The following is a 21,879-nucleotide window of genomic DNA, read 5'->3' as shown; positions in this document are numbered from 1 at the left end:
GAGGCGGCGGCGGTTTTGTCCGGTCTGCGTGTGCCGATTCTGGGCCGCAAGAGGGATCACATCCGCCCGACGGCGTGTCGATCATGAACCGTGGCTAGGCTGACGCGCCGGAAGTGAAGGACAGCTGAACAGGGGGGCGCAGCATGGCCGACTCGTTCGTGCATCTCCATGTGCACACCGAGTACTCCATGCTCGACGGAGCGGCGCGACTGAAGGACATGTTCAAGGAGGCGAACCGTCTCGGCATGCCCGCCGTCGCGATCACCGACCACGGCAACATGCACGGCGCGTACGACTTCTACAAGCAGGCGACCGCCGCCGGCGTCACCCCGATCCTCGGCGTCGAGGCCTACGTCGCGCCCGAGTCGCGGCTGCACAAGCAGCGCGTCAAGTGGGGCCGCCCCGACCAGAAGGACGACGACGTGTCCGGCTCCGGCGGGTACACGCACAAGACCATCTGGGCGAAGAACAGGACCGGCCTGCACAACCTGTTCCGGCTCAACTCGCGGGCGTCGATCGAGGGGCACTTCGTGAAGTGGCCCCGGATGGACATGGAGATCATCGCCGAGCACGCCGAGGGCCTGATGGCCACGACCGGCTGCCCGTCCGGCGAGGTCCAGACGCGGCTGCGGCTCGACCAGTTCGACGAGGCGCTGAAGGCCGCCGCCAAGTACCAGGAGATCTTCGGCAAGGACAACTACTTCCTCGAGGTCATGGACCACGGCCTCGACATCGAGCGGCGCGTCCGCGAGGGCCTGACCGAGATCAGCAAGCGGCTCGACATCCCGCCGGTCGTCACCAACGACTCGCACTACACGCACCAGGCCCAGGCCGAGGCGCACGACGTGCTGCTGTGCGTGCAGACGGCGGCCAACATCAACGACCCGAACCGGTTCCGGTTCGGCGGGTCGGGCTACTACCTGAAGTCCGCCGACGAGATGCGCGCCGTCGACGGCTCCGACCTGTGGCAGCAGGGCTGCCGCAACACGCTGCTGGTGGCCGAGAAGGTCGACACCGACGGCATGTTCAAGGAGCGCAACCTGATGCCGCGCTTCCCGGTGCCGGAGGGGGAGACCGAGGAGTCGTTCTTCCGGGCCGAGGTCGCCCGAGGGATGGCGCGCCGGTTCCCCGAGGGCATCGACGAGGAGCACCAGCGGCAGGCCGACTACGAGACCGACATGATCGTGAAGATGGGCTTCCCGGCCTACTTCCTCGTCGTGTCCGACTTCATCCTGTGGGCGAAGAACCAGGGCATCGCCGTCGGCCCGGGGCGTGGCTCGGCCGCCGGCAGCCTGGTGGCGTACGCGATGGGCATCACCGACCTCGACCCGCTGCCGCACGGCCTGATCTTCGAACGGTTCCTGAACCCCGACCGTATCTCGATGCCCGACATCGACATCGACTTCGACGAGCGCCGGCGCGGCGACGTCATCCGGTACGTGACGGACAAGTGGGGCGAGGACCGGGTCGCGCAGATCGCCACCTTCGGCACGATCAAGGCCAAGGCCGCCATCAAGGACTCGGCGCGGGTCCTGGGCTACCCGTTCGCGGTCGGCGACCGGATCACCAAGGCGATGCCGCCCGCGGTGATGGGCAAGGACATCCCGCTCACCGGCATCTTCGACCCGAACCACCCGCGCTACTCCGAGGCGGTCGAGTTCCGCGCGCTGTACGAGAGCGACCCCGACGTCAAGAAGGTCGTCGACACGGCGAAGGGCATCGAGGGGCTGATCCGCCAGACGGGTGTCCACGCCGCCGGCGTCATCATGTCCGCCGAGCCGCTGATCGAGCACGTGCCGCTGATGCGCCGCGACGCCGACGGCGCGATCATCACGCAGTTCGACTACCCGACGTGCGAGACGCTCGGGCTGCTGAAGATGGACTTCCTCGGCCTGCGCAACCTGACGATCATCGACGACGCGGTCAAGAACATCGAGCGCAACCACGGCATCAAGCTCGACCTGCTCAGCCTTTCGCTGGACGACAAGGCCGCCTACGAGCTGCTCGCCCGCGGCGACACCCTCGGCGTGTTCCAGCTCGACGGCGGCCCGATGCGCTCGCTGCTGCGGCTGATGAAGCCCGACAACTTCGAGGACATCTCCGCGGTCCTGGCGCTGTACCGCCCGGGCCCGATGGGTGCGAACTCGCACACCAACTACGCGCTGCGCAAGAACGGGCAGCAGGAGATGACGCCGATCCACCCGGAGCTGGAGGAGCCGCTCCAGGAGATCCTGGGCCCCACGTACGGGCTGATCGTCTACCAGGAGCAGGTGCAGCGCGCCGCGCAGAAGCTCGCCGGCTACACCCTCGGCCAGGCCGACCTGCTGCGCCGGGCCATGGGCAAGAAGAAGAAAGAGGTCCTGGAGAAGGAGTTCGTGCCGTTCAGCGACGGCATGAAGGCCAACGGCTACAGCGCCGACGCGATCAAGAAGCTGTGGGACGTGCTCGTCCCGTTCGCCGACTACGCGTTCAACAAGGCGCACACGGCCGGCTACGGGCTCGTCTCGTACTGGACGGCGTACCTCAAGGCGAACTACCCGGCGGAGTACATGGCCGGGCTGCTGACCAGCGTCGGCGACGACAAGGACAAGATGGCCCTGTACCTGTCGGAGTGCCGGCGGATGGGCATCGACGTGCTGCCGCCGGACGTCAACACGTCCGCGGGGCCGTTCACGCCGGTCGGCAAGGACATCCGCTTCGGCCTCGCCGCCGTGCGCAACGTCGGCCACAACGTCGTCGACGCGATCGTGCGCTGCCGGCAGGCCGCGCCGTACAAGGACTTCCACGACTTCCTGTCGAAGGTCGACGCCGTCGCCTGCAACAAGAAGACGATCGAGTCGCTGATCAAGGCCGGCGCGTTCGACTCGATGGACCACCCGCGCCGCGGGCTCCTGGCGATCCACGCCGACGCGATCGACGCGTACGCCGACATCAAGAAGAACGAGGCGATCGGCCAGTTCGACCTCTTCGGCGACGCGTTCGGCAGCGACGACACCGGCGGCGGCGCCCCCGCCATGACCGCCGCGATCCCGCAGATCGAGTGGGACAAGCGGGAGCTGCTCACGTTCGAGCGGGAGATGCTCGGCCTGTACGTGTCCGACCACCCCCTGTTCGGCCTCGAGTCGGTGCTCGCCAAGGCCGCGGACACGGCGATCAGCAGCCTGTCGGAGGAGGGCTCGGTGCCGGACGGCGCCGTCATCACCCTCGCCGGGATGCTGACCGGCGTGCAGCGGCGCATCACCAAGCAGGGCAAGCCGTGGGCGTCGGCGAGCCTGGAGGACCTCGGCGGCGCCGTCGAGGCGTTGTTCTTCCCCAACACGTACGAGCTCGTCGGCCAGTACATCGCCGAGGACGCGATCGTCGTGGTCAAGGGCCGCGTCGACCGGCGGGACGAGACGCCGCGGCTCATGGCGATGGACCTGTCGATGCCCGACGTCACCACCGCGGACGAGAACCGGCCGGTGGTGCTGTCGCTGCCGGCGAACCGGTGCACGCCGCCGCTGGTCGACCGGCTCAAGGAGATCCTGCTCAACCACCCCGGCAAGGCCGAGGTGCACGTGAAGCTCAGCCACGGCTCGCGGATCACCCTGCTGCGCCTCGGCCCGTACCGGGTCGAGCCGACCACCGCCCTGAAGGGCGACCTGAAAGCGCTGCTCGGCCCCAACAGTTTCTCGTAGGACGGTCAGGATAGGGTCGGCGGGTGCAGACGTCGCGTCGGTCGCTGTGGCTCTCGCGGCGCGCCCGCTGGTCCGCCGCGGTCGTCGCGGTCCTCGTCGTCGCCGTGCTCGCCGGCGCGTTCGTCTACCGGCTCAACCAGCGGCCGTATGCGTTCGACCGGCTGACCCGCACCGGCGAGGCCGCCTTCCCGGGCGCCGTCGAGGGGCCCGGCCTGCGCGCGTTCCTGGACAGCGGCCGGGCGTTCGTCGGCTATCAGGCCGGTCCGGGAGCCACTGGGCGCTTCCACCTGCGCGCGGTCGACGTCGACAAGCCCGGCGAGCCCCCGATCTGGACCAACTCGGCCCTCACCGCCGTCGAGTCGTTCAGCTTCGCCCGCGGCTCCGTGATCGTCACCGGCGCCCCGGACACCGCCGGACACCGCACGATCACCCTGCTCAACGCGAACAACGGGGTGCCGTTCATCAGGTTCGACGTCGTCGCCGGGGACCGCTGGGAGCTCGTCGGCAAGTACTTCGTGCGGTACCGCGGCGCCGACCACAAGCTCGTCGTCACCGACGTCGGCACGCAGAAGGAGATCGCGACCCTCGATCAGCCGGGTGGCGCCGGCAGCTTCTGGCTGACCGACAACTGGAGCCACCAGCAGGTCCCGACGTCGCCGGACGGCGCCGCCCTCGACGAGCCGCTGACCGTCGACCCGCACCTGGTCCGCGCCGTCGCCGGCGGTGGCATCGAGGTGATCAGCCTGTCCAGCGGCAAGCCGGACGACGCCGCGCCGGCCGTCGCCGCGCCCGAGGACCTCGTGTACCCGTACGAGGAGCAGGTCTTCGTCGCCGGATCCGGCCCCGGGTACCGGATCCAGGCCCGCGACCGGTTGAAGCTCGACAAGGTGCAGTGGACGTGGACGTCACCGGACCCGCAGGTGCGGGTGCGGTCGCTCGCCGCCTGCGGGGAGCGGCGGGTCTGCGCGGTCGAGGGGCACCGGGTGACCGCGCTGGACATCCGCACCGGCGAGGTCGCGTTCCGCGTCGACGTCGACGCGCCCCGCACCCTGCTGCCCGTCGGCGAGCGGCTGATGCTCCGCGACGCCGATGGCGCGGTGCTGCTCGACGACGCGGGGCAGGTCGTGCGGCGCTGGCCCGGCCGGCGCGCCGCCCGCCTCGACGACGGCAGCTACCTGCTGCTGCCGGTCGACGTGCCGGCCGGCCCGTACACCTGGCTCGGCGTGCAGGCCGACAACGGCGCGACCCGCGACCTCGGCGCCCTGGACGTGCCGGTCGACACGTGCACGTGGAGCCACACGTACCTGGCCTGCGCGGCGGCGCCCGGACGGTTCGTCTTCTACCGGGTCAGGACGCCCTGGTACTCGGGGCGGCTCTGACGGCCCGGCGCCGCGCCAGCCGGAAGATCGCGACCGCGCCGATCGCCACCCACACGACGTTGAGCACCGCGGACGGCCACGCGCCGTTGACGGCCGAGTTGAGCGCGAGAGCCGCGCCGCCGGTGATGTTGAGGCCCTGGAACACGGCACCGTCGCCGGTGATCCGTTTCGTGGAGACGAGGGCGTACGCGGCGAGCAGCCCGGCCGCGCCCGCCCAGCCGATCAGGGCGATCACGACAGCACCGCGTAGGCGCGGACGGTGAACGTGCCCATGCCGGCGATCCGCGGCGGCACCGCCGTGAACCGGAACCCGTCGACCGGCAACCGGTCCAGGTCGTTGAGGTGCTCCACGACGTAGATGCCGGCGTCGAGCAGGCCGGTGTGCGCGGGGCGGGTCAGGTCGGCGACGTCGTCGATGTTGACCGAGTCGATGCCGACCAGCGCCGGGCCGCTGCGCACCAGCCACTCGACGGCGTCGCGGGTCAGGAACGGCGCGTCCGGGTCGCCGTAGGCGGGCTTCCCGAAGTGCTTCGACCAGCCGGTGCACACGAGGACGGCGCAGTCCGTGACGTCGCCGTACGTGCCGGCCTGCCGCTCCAGCAGCGCCGCGTCGACCGCGCGGACACCGGTCGCGTCGACGAGGACGCCGGGCAGGTCCGCGACCCGTTCGAGGGGGACGTCGGTGAGGTCGCCGCGGCCCTCGAAGCGGTGCGCGGGCGTGTCCAGGTAGGTGCCGGTGTTGGCGATCAGGTCGATGCGGCCGATCTGGAAGTCGGTCCCGGGCGCGTACCTGCCGCGGGCGTCCTCGCGGGACAGGTAGTCGCTGATCACGGGCCCGGGCATGCCCGGATAGGTGACCAGGCCGGCGTGGACGGGGTGGCTCAGTTCGATGAAGCGTCGCACACCTGCGATCGTGGCAGACAGCGCAGCTAACGTGTGAGCGAGAATTCCTACAGTTGCACTGAAGCAGGACTGCATGAACCTGGACCCGCGCCGCCTCGCGGTGCTCGCCGCGATCGCCCGCCGCGGCACCCTCGCCGGCGCCGCCGCGGCGCTGCACGTCACCCCGTCGGCGGTGTCGCAGCAGCTCGCGCAGCTGGAGCACACCGTCGGCCGGCCGCTGGTGGACCGGTCCGGGCGGCGCGCCGTGCTCACCGCCGCCGGCCGGGTCCTCGCCGTCCGCGCCGAGGCGATCGAGCGGGAGCTGGCCGAGGCGGAGCGGGAGCTGGTCGCCATGTCGGGCCGCGCCGCCGGGCTCGTGCGTGTCGGCGCATTCGCGACCGTGATCCGGCACCTGCTGATCCCCGCGATGGCCCGCCTCGCCCGCGACCACCCCGACGTGACCTGCTCGATCACCGAGCTCGACGGCCCGCCCGCGCTGCGCGAGCTGCGCCTCGGCGGCCTCGACGTGACCATCACCGAGCGCGACGCCTCGCTGGGCCTGGAGTCGCGGCGGCAGGTGAGCGTGGTGCCGCTCGGCGAGGACCCGTACCGGGTCGTGGTGCCCGCGGGCTGGCCGCCCGTGCTCTCCTACGGCGACCTCGCCGACTGCCCGTGGATCGCCGGGCCGCCGACGTCGACGACCGGGCAGGTCCTGGACCGGCTCGGCCGCGAGCGCGGCTTCACCCCGCGGCGGGTGCACGCGTGCGTCGACTACCCGGTCGTGCTCGCGCTCGTCGCCGCGGGGCACGGCGCCACCATCGTGCCGGACCTGGCGCTCCGTGACGCGTTGGCGGCGGGTGTACGGGTGACCGACCTGCCCGTCGCGGGCGCCCGGCGGCTGGACGCGCTGGTCACGGCGGGCAGAGCGGCGCTGCCGGCGGTGACGGCGCTGCTGTCGGTGCTAGTAGATTGACATGTGCACGTGGTTGGTGTGGTCGCTGCTCGGGTCGCCCTGGCCGCTGTTGTAGGCGTGCCAGCCGCCCGCCGGCGTCCAGATCTGCTTGAACCAGATCACGTACATCACGCCCAGTGCCTGCGCGTTCTTGATCAGCCACGCGGCGAGCTGGGTGCCGTACTCCTTCGACGCGCCCGCCGCCACCCCGCCGAAGCCCTTCACGTCGGCGGCGAAGTCGCAGGCCCGGCCCTTCGGGTGCTCGTAGGGCTCGCCCGGTGCCCGCCAGCACGACACGAAGTGCAGGAACCCGGCCCTGCGCACCTCCTGCAGCGCGTGCAGGGTCCGCGGCGTGAGGCAGCCGCCGGTCGTCGGGTCGTCGGTGCCGCACGACTCCGCCGCCCAGGAGCCGTCGGCCAGGCGCGGCGCGGGCTCGGCCACCTTGGTCGTGGTCTTGCCGCTCCACGTGGTGGACACGTCGACGGCGGCCATCGACTGGGCGAGCGCCTCCTCCAGGTCGGCCTTCTGCTTCGCCATCACCGCCATGCTCGCCTGCTGCGTGCCGACCTCGGCGTCGATCGTCGCCTTCGTCCTGATCAGCTCGGTCCGCATCGCCGTCAGCCGGGTGAGCCGGGCGGCGTTGCGCCGGGCGATGACCTCCAGGGTGCTCACCCGGTCGGCGAAGACCCCCGGCGTCCGGCTGTCCAGCAGCGTCGCCGCGCTGCGCAGCCCGCCGCCGTTCTGGTACGCGGCGACCGTCATCGTCTGGGTCTCGTCGCGCAGCTTCGCGTACTCCGGCTCCAGCTTCTGCTGCTGTTCCTCGAGGGCCTTCTGCCGTTGCAGGGACGCGGTCAGGGCGTTCTGCGCGTCGATGTAGGCGCGGTTCGCCTCGTCGAGCTTCTGCATCAGGGCAGGGTCGCCCCCCTCGCCGGCGTTCGCGGGCGAGGCCGTGCCGAGCACCACGGTCGGGGTGAGCAGGATCGCGAGCGCTGTCACGACGGCGACGATCCACGGAGGTCTGGACATACTGTCCCCTTCATCGGCCGCCGACCGGGCGAGCTGACGGATTCGGGCCGGAATCATCGCCAAGGGTGGTGGACTAGCCTCCTAGGAAGGATTGGGGGACATGAACCGGGTCATTGAGGGGTAAGCGGTCAAAGTCAAGGCAAGCAACGGAAGGGGTCTCGGACATGTCGAGAAGTGCTACGAGCACACCGGCCACCGTCGAGGACTGCCTGCGCGTCGGCGCCGGCTTCTCCCAGGGCGACAGAGTCTGGATCGCCGAGCAGTTCGCCACGCTCGACACCCACCTGGCCGCGTTCCCGGTCGACGCGACGGAGATCGAGGTGTCGGTGAAGGACCGCAACGCCCGCGGCCAGAAGGTCACCCTCGAGTGCTGGACCCCCGGCCACCCGAAGGCGGTGACCACATCGACGGAGGAGGACCTGCACGCCGCCATCCTGGAGGTCCGCGACGACCTGCGCCGGCGCCTGGCCGAAGCCAAGACCCGGCAGGTGCCGCGCCACAACCGTCACCTCCGCGAGAGCACGATCGCTGACGTCATCTCCCCCGAGCTGATCCCGCGCCCCAGCACCTGAGCGTGCGGTGTCTCGCGGCCCGGCCACCGGCTTTCCGGTGACCGGGCCGCCGCCGTCATCGTCGCGTCACGGGCCTTTGAGCATGGTGGTGCGGGGCCGTCACGGGCAGGCGGCGTCGCGGTACAGCGCGCCGGTCGTGACGTGCTCGTCGAGCGCGGCCTTCACGACGAGGCGCTCCAGGCCGTCGAGGAAGCCGAGGGGGCCGCGCTCGCCGAGGAACCCGTGCTCGGCGCACAGCATCAGCTCGGCGGTGTCGCTCAGGTCGGTGAGGAACATGAAGAAGTTGGCGCCCTTGGGCAGGCGGTCGATGACGGGGGCGCGCAGCTTCGTCGCCGGCAGCGCCGCGTGGATCGCGTCGGCGAGGTCGGCCGGCGGCGCCGGCGGTGGCTGGTCCTGCGCGACGAAGCGGGTGTCGTTGAAGAAGCAGTAGCCGTCGGGTGTGATCCCGCTGCGGGCGGCGATCTCGGCGAACAGCGACTCGAGCCGGCGTGGGTCGTACTCGCAGTGGGCGTACGCCAGCAGCGCGGCGTCCGAGGCGCGGTGCAGCAGGTCGCCGACGGTCTCGGCGGGCCGGCCGGTGAAGTCGAGCCGGAAGAGCGCGTTCTGGTTGAAGGCGCCGACCAGCGCGCGGCTCGCCGGCCGGAAGCGGGTCGCCACGATCATGCGGAGCAGGGCCTCGGTCTCGCCGGTGTACGCCGCGAGCTGCAGCGCCGTCCCGGCCAGGAGCACCGTCGCCGGTGGGACGCCGGCCCGGGCGGCGAGCCCGTTCGCGGCGAGCGCCAGGGCGGGGGACTGGATCAGCCCCCAGTCGAGGTTGGGCGGCCGGCCGTCGCGGACGCTCTCGATCATGCGGGTGGGGACGCCGGTGAGGTGTTTCGCCCAGTAGGCGAGCGCCTTCGCCTCCCTGCGCAGGCCGACGGCGGACGTCTCGTACTCGACGCGCTGCAACGGCTGCTGGCCCGGCTCGACCGCGACCGGTGGGTCCTGCAGCAGGTTGAGCAGGTCGCCGCGCACGATCGCGAAGCTCCCGCCGTCGACGGCCATGTGGCTGGCGGCGAGCAGGACGGTGACCGGGGCGTCGTCGCGGACCAGGATCGCGACCCGGAGCGGCAGGTCGGCGCCGATGTCGAACCACGGGGCGCGCAGCGCCTCCCCGAGCTCCGCGGCGGCCTCGTCGGTGCCGCGGTCGCCGATGTCGTGGACCCGCAGCGGGATGTCGCCCTCGCCGACGACCCGCTGCCGGGGGCCTTCGGGGGTGTCGGCGTACAGGGTGTGCAGCGAGTCGTGCCGCTCGACGAGCCGCCGGAGGGCCGCGAGCACGCCGTCGAGGTCGTTGTGCGGTGGGACGGGGCACCGGGTGAGCAGGTTGAGGGTCGAGTCGCGCGGTGGCAGCCAGCGCAGCACGTCCCAGATCGCTGTCTGCGCCCAGATGAGCGGTCCTTCGGCGGTGCGTCCGGAGCTGAAGTGCACGCTGGCGGGGTATGCAGACATGGAGCCACCTTCCGACCGGGTCAGGGGGTGAGCGCCTCAAAAGCTACGACCGAAGTTGAACTTTTTCAATCGTCCGTACGAATCTTGCCAACCTGGCTCGGGTCGGCAAACAATGGCGCAGTTCGATAGGTTGGTGTGTATGTGGCGGATCACCGTGGACCACACGTGCATCGGCTCGGGCAGCTGTCAGGGCATCGCCCCGGACCGCTTCGAGCTGGACGACGTCGAGGGCCGGGCCCACCCGGTCGACCAGGACGTGGCCCCCGGCGACGAGGCCGTCCTCGACGCGATGGCCTCCTGCCCCATGGAGGCGATCAGCGTCGTCGACCTCACCACCGGGAAACCCGTCGACATCTGAGTGTCGGTGAGGGCCGGCCCGGTTGGACACGGGGGCGGCGGAGGTTGAATGCTCGGCGGTGTGAGCAGGTCGACCGGTCAGCGTCTTCTCGGGCGTGACGATGAGGTGCGCACACTGTCCGGGCATCTGGACGCGGTCGACGTCCGGGGGTGTGCGGTCGGGTTGCTCGGCGAGCCCGGAGTGGGCAAGAGCGCGCTGCAGGCGGAGGTCGTGGGGCACGCGCGGACCCGTGGGTTCACGGTGCTGGCGGCGCGGGGGAGCCAGTCGGAGACGCATCTGCCGTTCGCGAGCCTGCACCAGGTGCTGCGGCCGCTGCTGCCGCGGGCCGAGCGGCTGCCGGCCATGCAGCGCGACGCCCTGCTCGCCTGCTTCGCCATGGGCGACTCGGCCGAGGTGAACCCGTTCTTCGCGTTCCTGGCCGTGCTGGAGCTGCTCGTCGACCTGGCGCGGCGGACGCCGGTGCTGGTGTGCCTGGACGACCTGCACTGGATGGACCGGCCGTCGATCGACGCGCTCGCCTTCGTCGCCCGCCGGATCGACAGTGAGCGGGTGGTCGTGCTGTGCACGTCGCGGACCGGGCCGCTGCCGTTCGCCGACCCCGGCACGGTCGAGTGGATGGAGCTCGGCGGCATCGACGAGGCCGCCGCGGCGGCGTTGCTGGAGGCGCGGGCGCCGCGGCTCGCCCCGGCGGTGCGTGACCGGGTGCTGCGGCAGGCCGGCGGCAACCCGCTCGCCCTGATCGAGTTCGCGACCACGCTGGAGTCGGGGGAGCACGCGTGGACCGAGCTCGACGACGACCTGCCCATGACCACCCGCCTGGAGCGGGCCTTCGCCGCGCGGGCCGAGCACCTGGGCCCGGCCGTGCGCGCGGTGCTGACCGTGGCCGCGGTCGACGACGGTGACGACGTCAACGACGTGCTCGCGGCGGCGCGGATCCTCCACGGTGCGCCGGTCGACCGGGTCGCGGCGCAGCCGGCGTTCGAGCACGGGCTGCTGACGGTGGCCGGGGACCGGTACCGGATCACCCACCCCCTGGTCGGCTCGGCGCTGCGGCAGGCCATGCCGCCGGCGACGCGCCAGCAGGCGCACGAGGCGCTCGCCCGGGTGCTGGCCGCGCAGCCGGACCGGGCGGTGTGGCACCGGGCCGCCGCGGTCTCCGGGCGCGACGAACGGATCGCGGCCGAGCTGGAGCAGGCGGCCGGGAACGCCCAGCGCCGCGGCGCGATCGCGTCCGCGGCGGCGTGGCTGGAGCGGGCGGCGGCGCTGAGCCCGGACCCGCAGGCGCAGGCCGCGCGCCTGCTCAGCGCCGCGGAGCTCGGCTACCAGCTGGGCCGCTTCGACCAGGTCGAGCAGATCAAGGCGCAGGTCGCGGGGGTGACGCTGCGGCCCCGGGACCGGTCGCGGCTGATCTGGCTTGAGGGCGTCTTCCACGACGGGTCCACGGGCGAGCCGGCAGAGGTGCGGCACCTCGTCGACGAGGCCCGGCACGCCACCGCCGGCGGGGACGTCGAGCTCGCCATGCAGCTGCTGGTCGGCGCGGCCCGCCGGGTCTGGTGGCGCGACCCGGGGGAGCGGCTCCGGCACGCGATCGTCGAGGCCGCCCGGGAGGCGGACGTGCTGGCCGGCGACCCGCGGCTGCTGGCCATCCACGCGCTGTCGGAGTCGCACGAGCAGGGACCGGCGGTCATCGAGCAGCTCGCGCGGTGGCCCGCGGACGCCGGCGGCCGCCCCGACCTGGCGGGCCTGCTGGGCATCGCGGCGTTCTGCACCGGTGACTTCCCCCGGGCCGTGACGTTCCTGTCCACCCCCGTGCACGAGCTGCGCGCGCAGGGCCGCATGAGCCTGCTCGCCGAGGCGCTCGCGATCCGGGCGTGGGCCGAGATCTACCTGGGCACGTTCGACGCGGCGAGCTCGGCGGACGAGGCGATGCGGCTCGCGGACGAGACGGGCCAGTCGCTGTGGGCCGCGACCGCCCGCATCGCCGTGGCCCTGATCGACGGCGTGGGCCGCGGCTGGGACACGCACCACGTCCTGCTCGCGGAGGCCGAGCACACGGCGCTGCGGACCCCGAACGCGGCGTCGTCGCTGCTCGCCGGTGTGCAGCTGGCCCGCGGGATCGCCGAGCTGGGCGCGAACCGGCCCGAGCCGGCGTACCGCGAGCTGCTCCGCGTATTCGAGCCCGCGGATCAGGCCTTCCAGCGGGTGCAGCAGGTGTGGACGCTGGGCTATCTGGCCGACGCGGCCGTCCACACCGGCCGGCACGCCGAGGCGAGGTCGGCGCTGGCCGCGATGGAGCGGATCGCGGGGTCGTCGCCGGCGACCGGATCGACGATCGCCCTGGAGTACGCCAGGGCGGTGCTGGCGGATCACGGGTCGGCCGAGACGCTGTTCCAGCTCGCCGTGGACGGTGCGAGCCGCCGGCTGCCCTGGCACCGGGCCCGCGCCGAGCTGGCCTACGGCTCGTGGCTGCGCCGGCGGCGGCGGGTCGTCGAGTCCCGCGAGCCGCTGCGCGCGGCGCGGGCCGCCTTCGAGGCCGTCGGCGCCCGCGCGTGGGCGCAGCGGGCCGACCAGGAGCTGCGGGCGACCGGCGAGCGCGGGTGGCAGCCGACCCCGCACCCGCGGGACCGGCTGTCGCCGCAGGAGACCCAGATCGCCGAGCTGGCCGCGCAGGGCCTGTCGAACCGCGAGATCGGCCAGCGGCTGTTCCTGTCGCACCGCACGGTCAGCTCACACCTGTACCGCATCTTCCCGAAGCTCGGCGTCGGCTCCCGCGGCCAGCTCGCCGCCGCGCTGTCCCACCAGGTTCAGTCGTCTGACGCTAGCCGGGACTGAAGCCCGCCGGCGTACCGTGCTCACGACCGCTGCACCTGCCCGCGTCGAGTGGAGACGAACCGTGACCACGCCCGTGCTCTTCATCCATGGCCTCTGCCTGCACGCCTCGTCGTGGGACCCGTGGATCCAGCTGTTCCGGGACGCCGGCTACGACCCGCACGCCCCCGGCTGGCCCGGTGACGGCGCCACGGTCGAGGCGTCGCGGCAGCACCCCGACGCGATCGGCGACCACGGCATCGACGACGTCGTCGAGCACTTCGCCGGCGTCATCGATCGGCTGCCCTCGCCGCCGATCCTGATCGGGCACTCGTTCGGCGGGATGATCGCCCAGAAGCTGCTGGGCCAGGACCGTGCCCTCGCCGCCATCGCGATCGACGCCGCCCAGATCAAGGGTGTGCTGCCGGTGCCGCTGTCGGCGCTGCGGGCCACGCTGCCGGTCTTCAGGAACCCGGCGAACCTGCACCGGGCCGTCTCCCTGACCGCGGAGCAGTTCCGGTTCGCCTTCGCCAACACCGTCTCCGAGCAGGAGTCCGACGAGCTCCACGAGCGCTGGACGATCCCCGCGCCGGGCAAGCCGCTGTTCGAGGCGGCCACCGCGAACTTCGACCCGCACTCCCCGGCGAAGGTCGCCACCGACAACCAGACCCGCGGCCCGCTGCTGCTGATCGCCAGCGGCAAGGACCACACCGTCCCCGAGTCGGTGACCCGGGCGACCCTCAAGCAGTACCGCCACTCCGAGGCCGTCACCGACCTCGTCACGTTCCCGGACCGGGCGCACTCGCTGACCATCGACTCCGGCTGGCGCGAGGTGGCGGACACCTGCCTGACCTGGCTGAAGCAGCAGTCCCTGTGAACCTCGGCCGCCCCTGCCGGCGAGCCGTCGTGACCGGCGCGAGCAAGGGCATCGGCCTGGCGGTCGCCGGGCGCCCGGGTCGCCGCCGGCGCCCGCCACGGCTCCGCCGAGCTGAGCGCGCTCCCGACGAGGGCGCCGCCTGAGGTTCGCTACGCCGAGCGGTGGAAGGCGGCGAGGATGGCGTCGGCGGCCTGGCCGGGGGTCATGGTGCCGGCGCGGACCTGGGCCTCCAGGTCGGGGGCGAGGGCCCGCACGTCGGCGTCGGCGCGCAGCCGGTCCAGGAGGGTCGCGCGGGCGGTCTCCCAGATCCACGCGACCCGCTGGGCCTCGCGGTGGCGGTCGAGGGCGCCCGACGACGACAGGTGGTCGTGGTGGGCCTCGAGGCGGGACCAGAGGTCGGGCAGGCCGGCGCCGGTGAGGCCGCTGCAGGTGACGACCGGCACCTGCCAGTCGCGGGCGCCGGACGTGTGCAGCAGGCGCAGCGCGCCGGCGAGCTCGCGGGCGGCCTTGCGGGCGTCGGGCTCGTGCGGGCCGTCGGCCTTGTTGACGGCGATGACGTCGGCGAGCTCCAGGACGCCCTTCTTGATGCCCTGCAGTTGGTCGCCGGTACGGGCGAGCGCCAGCAACAGGAACGTGTCGACCATCCCGGCCACGGCGGTCTCGGACTGGCCGACGCCGACGGTCTCGACGAGGACGACGTCGTAGCCCGCCGCCTCGACGACGGTCATCGCCTCGCGGGTCGCGCGGGCCACGCCGCCGAGGGTGCCCGACGTGGGCGACGGCCGTACAAAGGCGGCGTCGTCGACGGCGAGGCGGGCCATCCTGGTCTTGTCGCCGAGGATGCTGCCGCCGGTGCGGGTCGAGGACGGGTCGACGGCGAGGACCGCGACCCGGTGCCCGGCGCCGGTGAGGAACGTGCCGAGCGTGTCGATGAACGTGGACTTGCCGACGCCGGGGACGCCCGTGACGCCGACGCGGCGGGCCCGGCCCGCGTGCGGGGTCAGCGCGACGAGCAGCTCCTGCGCCTGGGTGCGGTGGTCGGGGCGGGTCGACTCCACGAGGGTGATCGCCCGCCCGATCGACGCGCGGTGCCCGGCGAGCACCCCCTCGAGGAGAGCGGTCACCGGCGCAGTTGGGCGAGCAGGTCCAGGGCCGCGGAGGCGATCACCGTGCCCGGCGGGAAGATCGCGGCGGCGCCGGCGGCGCGCAGCTCGTCGAAGTCCTGCTGGGGGATGACGCCGCCGACGATGACGAGGATGTCGTCGCGGCCGAGGGCGGCGAGGGCGTCGCGCAGCGCGGGGACGAGGGTGAGGTGCCCGGCGGCGAGGGAGTTGACGCCGACGATGTGCACGTCGGCCTCGACCGCCTGGCGGGCCACCTCGTCCGGCGTCTGGAAGAGCGGGCCGACGTCGACGTCGAAGCCGAGGTCGGCGAACGCGGTCGCGACGACCTTCTGGCCGCGGTCGTGGCCGTCCTGGCCCATCTTCGCGACGAGGATGCGGGGGCGGCGCCCCTCCTCCTCGGCGAACTCGGCGGTGGCGGCGCGGACCCGGTCGATGAGCTCGTCGTTGCCGGCTTCGTCGCGGTACACCCCGGAGATGGTACGGATCTGCGCCGTGTGCCGCCCGAACACCTTCTCCAGGGCGTCGGAGATCTCCCCGACGGTGGCGTGCGCGCGGGCCGCCGCGACCGACAGCTCCAGGAGGTTGCCGTCCGACGCGGCGCCGGCCGACAACGCGTCCAGGGCGGCCTGCGTCGCGGCGGAGTCGCGGGAGGCGCGCAGGCGCGCGAGCTTCGCCAGCTGCTGGGCGCGGACGGAGGAGTTGTCGACCTTCAGGACCTCGATCGGCTCGTCGGCGTCGGGCCGGTACTTGTTGACCCCGATCACCGGCTGCCGGCCGGAGTCGATGCGGGCCTGGGTGCGGGCCGCCGCCTCCTCGATGCGCAGCTTCGGGATGCCCTCGTCGATGGCGCGGGCCATGCCGCCGGCCGCCTCGACCTCCTGGATGTGCTGCCAGGCGCGGGCCGCGAGGTCGTGGGTGAGGCGCTCCACGTATGCGCTGCCGCCCCACGGGTCGATGACCCGGTTCGTGCCGGACTCCTGCTGCAGCAGCAGCTGCGTGTTGCGGGCGATGCGGGCGGAGAAGTCGGTCGGCAGCGCCAGGGCCTCGTCGAGGGCGTTGGTGTGCAGCGACTGGGTGTGGCCCTGGGTGGCGGCCATCGCCTCGACGCAGGTGCGGACCACGTTGTTGAACACGTCCTGCGCGGTCAGCGACCAGCCGGACGTCTGGCAGTGCGTGCGCAGGCTCAGCGACTTGGGGTTCTTCGCGCCGAACTCGCGCACGAGCTTCGCCCACAGCAGCCGGCCGGCGCGCAGCTTCGCGACCTCCATGAAGAAGTTCATGCCGATGGCCCAGAAGAACGACAGCCGCGGCGCGAACACGTCGACGTCGAGGCCGGCGTCGCGGCCGGCCCGCAGGTATTCGACGCCGTCGGCCAGGGTGTAGGCGAGCTCCAGGTCGGCGGTCGCCCCGGCCTCCTGGATGTGGTAGCCGGAGATGGAGATCGAGTTGAACTTCGGCATCTTCTCCGAGGTGTACCGGAAGATGTCGCTGATGATCCGCATCGACGGCGCGGGCGGGTAGATGTAGGTGTTGCGGACCATGAACTCTTTGAGGATGTCGTTCTGGATCGTGCCGGACAGCTGCTCCGGCGCGACGCCCTGCTCCTCGGCGGCGACGATGTAGAGGGCGAGCACGGGGAGCACCGCCCCGTTCATCGTCATCGACACGCTCATCTTGTCCAGCGGGATGCCGTCGAAGAGCTGCCGCATGTCGAGGATGGAGTCGATCGCGACGCCGGCCATGCCGACGTCGCCGGCGACCCGCGGGTGGTCGGAGTCGTAGCCACGGTGGGTGGCGAGGTCGAAGGCGACGGACAGGCCCTTCTGCCCGCCGGCGAGGTTGCGCCGGTAGAAGGCGTTGGACTCCTCGGCGGTGGAGAACCCGGCGTACTGGCGGACCGTCCACGGCTGCGTGGTGTACATCGTCGGGTAGGGCCCGCGCAGGAACGGGGCGATCCCCGGGTATGTGTCGAGGAAGTCGAGCCCGTCGAGGTCGGGTGCGCCGTGCACGCCGGCGACGTCGATGCCCTCCGGGGTCGGCCACGCCTCGGCGGGCTCCGGCGGGGTGGCGTCGACGCGGGGGGTGCCGAGGGCGACCTCGGTGAAGTCGGGGATCACGGCGCCACCAGTCCCAGGTCCAGATGTGTGCGGCGGAGCACGGCGAGTGCGTCGCAGCCGGTGTACAGGTAGTCGTCGACGTGCTCGTAGCCGGCGGGTTTCCCCGCCAGCCAGACGGTCTTGACGCCCTCGGCCTTCAACCGGCGGGCGGTGTCCTCGGCCTCCTCGGCGTAGGAACGGTCGGAGCCGCAGATGCACGCCACGGTCGTAGACGGTCCATTGTGGACGGCTCCGCCGCGGCCCGAGTCAACGACTGTGGTCCGGATGCCGCCGGCGGCGAACAGGTTGGCCGCGAACGACGCCCGCGCGGTGTGCGCCGCGACCGGGCCGAGCGTGACCAGGCTGACGACCTGGTCCGAGCCGTCGGCGGCGTCACGCAGGGACTCGAACGCCTCGGCGTACCGGTGCCGCGGCAGCCCACCCGAAGGTGCCTGCGGCGCGGGGGAGCGGACCGGCCGCCGCTCCTCCAGGGACGCGAACTCGCTGACGCCGGTGATCGGGTCGAGGCGGTGCGCGATCCGGTCGGCGCGGCGCTGCCAGGTCGCGGCGACCCGGTCGGCGACGAGCCCGCCGCCGAGCGCGGCGCCCATCCCGCCGGCCCGCTCCACCTCGACGAACACGTCCCAGGCGGCGTGCGCGAGCGCGTCGGTCAGCGACTCCACGAACCATGAGCCGCCGGCCGGGTCGAGGACCCGCGCCACGTGCGCCTCCTCGACCAGCAGCGTCGAGGTGTTGCGCGCGATCCGCCGGGCGAAGCCGTCGGGCAGCCCGAGCCGCGCGTCGAACGGCAGCACCGTCACCGCGTCGGCGCCGCCGACCCCGGCGGCGAAGCAGGCGACGGTGGTGCGCAGCAGGTTCACCCACGGGTCGCGGGCCGTCATCATCGCCGCGCTCGTCACCGCGTGCTGCACCTGCGCGCCGAGGTGCGGCACGTCGCAGACCGTCGCGATCCTCGACCAGATCCGCCGCGCCGCCCGCAGCTTCGCGATCGTCGCGAACTGGTCCTGGCCGGCCGCATAGCGGAACTCCAGCTGGCGCAGCGCCATGCCGGCGCTCATCCCCGCGTCGACGAACGCCCGCAGGTACGCGACCCCGGTCGCGGCGGCGAAGCCGAGCTCCTCGGCGTCGCTGCCGCCGGCCTCGTGGTAGGGCGTCGCGTCGACCGTCGCCACCGGCACGTGCCGCGGGGCCTGCTTCGCGAGCCGGCCCAGCATGCCGAGGTCGGCGGGCTCCCCGGTCTTCGCCTGCCACCCGAGCGGGTCGGCGCCGAGGTTGCCGCGCTTGTCGTCACCCGGCAGCCCGAGGAACACGCGCGCGGCGTCCTCCGTCGCGGCGCCGCAGTCGAGCACGACGGGGGCCAGGTCGAGGTACACGCCGTCGAGGACGTCGGGGATGCTGCCGGGCGCGATCCCGTCGAGCCAGATCGAGGTCGCCCCGTTCTCCAGGTCGGCGAGGATCGCCTCGCGGGTCGCCTTCGCGTCGGGGTCCGCGTGCCGTTGCCGCACGTCCCACGGCCGCGGCTGCGCGCTGCCGCCGCGGATGAACGGCGCCTGACCCGGCCACCCGGCCGCCGGCAACCCGGCCGCGTCGGCGGCGGTGTACAGCGGCGCGACCGCGATCCCGTCATAGGTGGCGCTGCCCAGCAGCTCCGCGACCGCCTCCGGCGGCGTGCCGTCGTCGGCGGCACCGGTCTTGCGCAGCACCGCCAGGGCCAGCCGCTGCCACTGCTCCAGGTCACCGTCGGCGAAGTCGGCGCCGAGGCGCACAGCCTCACTCATGACCGGATGTTAAGGGCCCGCGACGGCGACCCCGCAGCCGTTGTGAAATGGTCCACCCGTCGAATATCTCATCGTTTCGTCCGCTTCGCCGCTCCGACAAACCCCAGAAATGTGAAGCGCGGTGGACCGGACCAGGCCTGGTCGCGCCGCGGGTGACCGCCCCGGTGGCTGGGGCGGTCACCCTGTGTGGGCCGGTGGGGCGTGGGTCAGGAGAAGTAGCGCAACCAGACGTAACCCCAGGCGATGACGGTGGTCATCACGGTGGTGACGATGCCGTAGCGGGTGAACTGCCAGAAGCTGATCGGCTCGCCGGAGCGGGCGGCGATGCCCAGCACGACGACGTTGGCGCTGGCGGCGACGGCGGTGCCGTTGCCGCCGAAGTCGGCGCCGAGGGCGAACGCCCACCACAGCGACTGGCCGGTGGCCGGGTCGGGGGTGGTCGCCACGATGTCCTCCACGATCGGGGCCATCGTCGCCACGTACGGGATGTTGTCGAAGAACGCGCCGAGCACGGCGGATCCGAACAGCAGCCCGGTCGCGGCGAGGAACCAGTCGTCGCCGACCTGGCCGGTCGCCCAGGTGCCGATGTGGTGGATGACGCCGGTCTCGACGAGGCCGCCGACCATCACGAACAGGCCCATGAAGAACACCAGCGTCGACCACTCCACCTCCTCCAGGTAGGCGGCGGTGGGGACCTGGGACACGAGCACCATCAGCCCGGCGCCGAGCAGCGCGATGATGGCCGGCTCGACGTGGATGACGGCGTGCAGCGCGAAGCCGGTGACGACCAGCCCGAGGACCGCCAGGCACCGGATCAGCAGCCGCCGGTCGGTGATCGACGCGCGCTCGTCCATGGCCATGACCTCGGCGACGCGCTCGGGGTGGTACTCGAAGCGCTTGCGGAACATGACCCACGCCAGCAGCACGAACAGCACGAACAGGACGACGACGATCGGTGCCATGTGCACGACGAAGTCGTTGAACGTCAGGCCGGCGCGGCTGCCGATGATGATGTTCGGCGGGTCGCCGATGAGCGTGGCGGCGCCGCCGATGTTGGAGGCGAGGGCCTCCGCGATCAGGTACGGCGCGGCCGGGATGCCCAGCTTGCGGCACACCAGCACGGTCACCGGCGCGACCAGCATGATCGTGGTGACGTTGTCGAGGAACGGCGACGCGACCGCGGTGATGACCATGAGCATCACGAGGAGTTTGTACGGCCGGCCGCCGGAGCGCTTCGCCGCCCAGATGGCGAGGAACTCGAAGACGCCGGTCTGCTTGATGACCCCGACGATGATCATCATGCCGAGCAGCAGGAAGATGACGTTCCAGTCGATGCCGGCGTGCTCGGAGAAGAACACGTCCTTGCCGGGCACCAGGCCCAGCAGGGCCATCATGCCGGCGGCGAACAGGGCGACGGCGACCCGGTGGACCTTTTCGGTGGCGATGAGGGCGAACGCGACCGTGAAGATGACGATCGCGGCGATGGCGCTCACCGGCGGCCCGGCGGGCCGTGCGGCGTGACGAACTGACGCGGGCGTTGCGGTATGCGGTACATGACGGAACCTCCTGAGGGACAACGCGACGAAACCGTCGACCCCGGCGGGGTCACGGCTGTGGAAGGCGTGGAACCTCAGGAAGTGGGCGGGCCCCGGCACCCCGGGGTGGCACCGCATCGTCCACTGTGGACGTGGGATGGGCCGGCCGCCGCGGACCAGCGGGCCGCCGGCGGCGTGACGTCGACGGTGGCGGGCAGCACCACGAGCCAGTGCGCCCCGTCGGCGCCGGTGTCGCCGGTGCGGGGGAGCTTGCGCCCCTGGGGCGCCTCCGCGCCCGGTGCCGCCGACGCGACGCTCGCCGTCCGCGCGACCTGGAACGTGTCGCCGGGCAGCGTGTGGTGGGCCTGGGTCAGGCCGAGCAGCATGGCGCAGATGCTCAGCGCGAGGCTGACCGCGGTCGTGCGCAGTGCGGTCCTCACGCCTCACCTCCACCCCGCTCGCCGAATCCGCAAGGCTACCAGCTGTCCGGCACCCGTCAGTGTGGAAAAGGCCGCGCGGGCCGCGGCGTGACGCCGGCGCGGAACTGCCCGATGCGGGCCACCACCTGCTCCATGCTGACCGTGTCCTCGAGCGTGTCCAGGTACAGCACCCGACTCGCCAGACCGACCTTCCCCTGCGCGCGCAGTGCGAGCGCCAGCGGCAGCCCGGCGTACACGTCGAAGCCGCCGCCCGCCCCGGCGACCAGGACGCTGCGCGCCCCGGCGAGCGCCGCGAACAACGGCGGCACGGCCAGGCTCATGACAGGCTCTGGTGCGCTCATGACAGGCTCTGGTGCCAGGCGGCGTAGACGCGCTTCGGGACCACCATCCGCCACGCGTCGACGATCAGGTCGCGCAGCTCCTCGCCGCCGAGCTCGGCGAGGTGGCCGCAGACCCAGTTGAACCGCAGGTCCGACAGCGGCGGCAGGAAGAACCGGCCGGGGTCGGTCGCCACGAGGGCGTCGCGCTCCTCCTTCGGGAACGCGAACCCCAGCGTCGTCTCGTCCTGCGACAGCGCCAGATAGACGATGCTGCCCACCCGGAACTTGACCCGGTCGCGGATCAGGTGCTCCGTCGTCCGCGGCAGGCTCAGCGCCACCGCGCGTACCTCGTCGACGCTCCCCATCGGCTCATCCTGGCATGCCGGACCCGCCCCGCAGGGCCCCTGCGAGCGGCGGGCAAACCCGCCCTGTTACCCGTCCTGGCGCGCCGCTCACATCGTCCCCGAGGCGTATGCCATCAAACCATCGCAAAACGGGCGAAGTTTCGTCCGATCGGGTGACCTTGACGTCACCCCGGGCCGC

At 72.5% G+C, this 21,879-nt stretch carries 17 protein-coding genes and 1 pseudogene; 7 read left to right on the top strand and 11 right to left on the bottom strand.

Annotated elements, in window-relative coordinates; translation table 11 throughout:
• Nucleotides 1–143 precede the first annotated feature (143 nt).
• Together dnaE and ABD332_RS15280 are read left to right on the top strand one after the other, a co-directional pair.
• Entirely contained in the window at nucleotides 144–3,677 is a 3,534-nt protein-coding gene (gene dnaE, locus ABD332_RS15285; protein WP_344502542.1) for a DNA polymerase III subunit alpha, read from the top strand.
• Nucleotides 3,678–3,700: 23 nt separating this feature from the next.
• Nucleotides 3,701–5,056, top strand: coding sequence for a hypothetical protein (locus ABD332_RS15280; protein ID WP_344502541.1), 1,356 nt, complete (start codon nucleotides 3,701–3,703; stop codon nucleotides 5,054–5,056).
• Here ABD332_RS15280 and ABD332_RS15275 read toward each other — a convergent pair.
• On the bottom strand, nucleotides 5,025–5,291 hold the full coding sequence (locus ABD332_RS15275; protein WP_344502540.1) for a CBU_0592 family membrane protein: 267 nt from the start codon (nucleotides 5,289–5,291) through the stop codon (nucleotides 5,025–5,027). The genes ABD332_RS15280 and ABD332_RS15275 overlap by 32 nt on opposite strands.
• Nucleotides 5,288–5,959 (bottom strand): cyclase family protein, encoded by a 672-nt coding sequence (locus ABD332_RS15270; RefSeq protein WP_344502539.1) that lies wholly within the window; start codon nucleotides 5,957–5,959, stop codon nucleotides 5,288–5,290. Before ABD332_RS15270 ends, ABD332_RS15275 begins: the two co-directional genes overlap by 4 nt.
• Before the next feature lie 73 nt (nucleotides 5,960–6,032).
• On the opposite strand from ABD332_RS15270, the gene ABD332_RS15265 reads away from it, so the two are divergent.
• Nucleotides 6,033–6,911, top strand: coding sequence for a LysR family transcriptional regulator (locus ABD332_RS15265; protein WP_344502538.1), 879 nt, complete (start codon nucleotides 6,033–6,035; stop codon nucleotides 6,909–6,911).
• On the opposite strand, the gene ABD332_RS15260 is transcribed toward ABD332_RS15265, so the two are convergent.
• Nucleotides 6,900–7,916, bottom strand: coding sequence for a coiled-coil domain-containing protein (locus tag ABD332_RS15260; protein WP_344502537.1), 1,017 nt, complete (start codon nucleotides 7,914–7,916; stop codon nucleotides 6,900–6,902). The genes ABD332_RS15265 and ABD332_RS15260 overlap by 12 nt on opposite strands.
• A 164-nt stretch (nucleotides 7,917–8,080) precedes the next feature.
• Here ABD332_RS15260 and ABD332_RS15255 point away from each other — a divergent pair, with 164 nt between their 5' ends.
• Nucleotides 8,081–8,488, top strand: a complete 408-nt coding sequence (locus ABD332_RS15255) for an HPF/RaiA family ribosome-associated protein (protein WP_344502536.1) — start codon at nucleotides 8,081–8,083, stop codon at nucleotides 8,486–8,488.
• 99 nt (nucleotides 8,489–8,587) lie between these two features.
• Here the strand turns inward: ABD332_RS15255 and ABD332_RS15250 are convergent, their stop codons facing one another.
• Nucleotides 8,588–9,979, bottom strand: coding sequence for a condensation domain-containing protein (locus tag ABD332_RS15250; protein ID WP_344502535.1), 1,392 nt, complete (start codon nucleotides 9,977–9,979; stop codon nucleotides 8,588–8,590).
• 139 nt (nucleotides 9,980–10,118) lie between these two features.
• Between ABD332_RS15250 and ABD332_RS15245 the strand changes: the two genes are divergently transcribed.
• The 3 genes from ABD332_RS15245 to ABD332_RS15235 all read left to right on the top strand — a co-directional run bounded on the left by ABD332_RS15245 (nucleotide 10,119) and on the right by ABD332_RS15235 (nucleotide 14,022).
• Nucleotides 10,119–10,337: a ferredoxin gene (locus ABD332_RS15245; RefSeq protein ID WP_344502534.1), complete on the top strand. Its 219-nt coding sequence runs from the start codon at nucleotides 10,119–10,121 to the stop codon at nucleotides 10,335–10,337.
• A 48-nt stretch (nucleotides 10,338–10,385) separates the two neighbouring features.
• Nucleotides 10,386–13,169 carry an ATP-binding protein gene (locus ABD332_RS15240; RefSeq protein WP_344502533.1) on the top strand — a complete coding sequence of 928 codons (2,784 nt, stop codon included), beginning with the start codon at nucleotides 10,386–10,388 and terminating at the stop codon, nucleotides 13,167–13,169.
• Nucleotides 13,170–13,230: 61 nt separating this feature from the next.
• A complete protein-coding gene (locus ABD332_RS15235; RefSeq protein WP_344502532.1) occupies nucleotides 13,231–14,022 on the top strand; it encodes an alpha/beta hydrolase in 792 nt (263 codons plus the stop codon).
• Nucleotides 14,023–14,171: 149 nt separating this feature from the next.
• On the opposite strand, the gene meaB is transcribed toward ABD332_RS15235, so the two are convergent.
• The 7 genes and pseudogenes from meaB to ABD332_RS15200 form a co-directional block, all read right to left on the bottom strand.
• On the bottom strand, nucleotides 14,172–15,146 hold the full coding sequence (meaB, locus tag ABD332_RS15230; protein WP_344502531.1) for a methylmalonyl Co-A mutase-associated GTPase MeaB: 975 nt from the start codon (nucleotides 15,144–15,146) through the stop codon (nucleotides 14,172–14,174).
• A pseudogene (gene scpA / locus ABD332_RS15225) lies at nucleotides 15,143–17,197 on the bottom strand (methylmalonyl-CoA mutase); the annotation flags it as partial. The pseudogene scpA and the gene meaB, both read right to left, overlap by 4 nt.
• A gap of 62 nt (nucleotides 17,198–17,259) precedes the next feature.
• On the bottom strand, nucleotides 17,260–19,041 hold the full coding sequence (locus ABD332_RS15220) for a methylmalonyl-CoA mutase subunit beta (protein ID WP_344502529.1): 1,782 nt from the start codon (nucleotides 19,039–19,041) through the stop codon (nucleotides 17,260–17,262).
• Between the two features lie 206 nt (nucleotides 19,042–19,247).
• The gene (locus tag ABD332_RS15215; RefSeq protein ID WP_344502528.1) at nucleotides 19,248–20,534 is read right to left on the bottom strand and encodes an ArsB/NhaD family transporter; all 1,287 of its coding nucleotides are present in this window, start codon (nucleotides 20,532–20,534) and stop codon (nucleotides 19,248–19,250) included.
• A gap of 137 nt (nucleotides 20,535–20,671) precedes the next feature.
• Nucleotides 20,672–21,016, bottom strand: a complete 345-nt coding sequence (locus tag ABD332_RS15210) for a hypothetical protein (RefSeq protein WP_344502527.1) — start codon at nucleotides 21,014–21,016, stop codon at nucleotides 20,672–20,674.
• Nucleotides 21,017–21,072: 56 nt separating this feature from the next.
• Nucleotides 21,073–21,357, bottom strand: coding sequence for a hypothetical protein (locus ABD332_RS15205; protein WP_344502526.1), 285 nt, complete (start codon nucleotides 21,355–21,357; stop codon nucleotides 21,073–21,075).
• Entirely contained in the window at nucleotides 21,354–21,701 is a 348-nt protein-coding gene (locus tag ABD332_RS15200; RefSeq protein WP_344502525.1) for an MmcQ/YjbR family DNA-binding protein, read from the bottom strand. The genes ABD332_RS15205 and ABD332_RS15200 overlap by 4 nt, the downstream gene beginning before the upstream one ends.
• Between the last annotated feature and the right edge of the window lie 178 nt (nucleotides 21,702–21,879).

It is taken from the genome of Dactylosporangium maewongense (assembly GCF_039531485.1).
Lineage (GTDB): Bacteria > Actinomycetota > Actinomycetes > Mycobacteriales > Micromonosporaceae > Dactylosporangium > Dactylosporangium maewongense.
This window is presented reverse-complemented; position numbering and strand designations above follow the sequence as displayed.

Bases quoted from the DNA above. Each gene is read 5' to 3' on its own strand.
- ABD332_RS15255 (WP_344502536.1), top strand. From the start codon at position 8,081: ATGTCGAGAAGTGCTACGAGCACACCGGCCACCGTCGAGGACTGCCTG.
- ABD332_RS15245 (WP_344502534.1), top strand. From the start codon at position 10,119: ATGTGGCGGATCACCGTGGACCACACGTGCATCGGCTCGGGCAGCTGT.
- ABD332_RS15200 (WP_344502525.1), bottom strand. From the start codon at position 21,701: ATGGGGAGCGTCGACGAGGTACGCGCGGTGGCGCTGAGCCTGCCGCGG.
- dnaE (WP_344502542.1), top strand. From the start codon at position 144: ATGGCCGACTCGTTCGTGCATCTCCATGTGCACACCGAGTACTCCATG.
- ABD332_RS15205 (WP_344502526.1), bottom strand. From the start codon at position 21,357: ATGAGCGCACCAGAGCCTGTCATGAGCCTGGCCGTGCCGCCGTTGTTC.
- ABD332_RS15265 (WP_344502538.1), top strand. From the start codon at position 6,033: ATGAACCTGGACCCGCGCCGCCTCGCGGTGCTCGCCGCGATCGCCCGC.
- ABD332_RS15240 (WP_344502533.1), top strand. From the start codon at position 10,386: ATGCTCGGCGGTGTGAGCAGGTCGACCGGTCAGCGTCTTCTCGGGCGT.
- ABD332_RS15220 (WP_344502529.1), bottom strand. From the start codon at position 19,041: ATGAGTGAGGCTGTGCGCCTCGGCGCCGACTTCGCCGACGGTGACCTG.
- ABD332_RS15260 (WP_344502537.1), bottom strand. From the start codon at position 7,916: ATGTCCAGACCTCCGTGGATCGTCGCCGTCGTGACAGCGCTCGCGATC.
- ABD332_RS15250 (WP_344502535.1), bottom strand. From the start codon at position 9,979: ATGTCTGCATACCCCGCCAGCGTGCACTTCAGCTCCGGACGCACCGCC.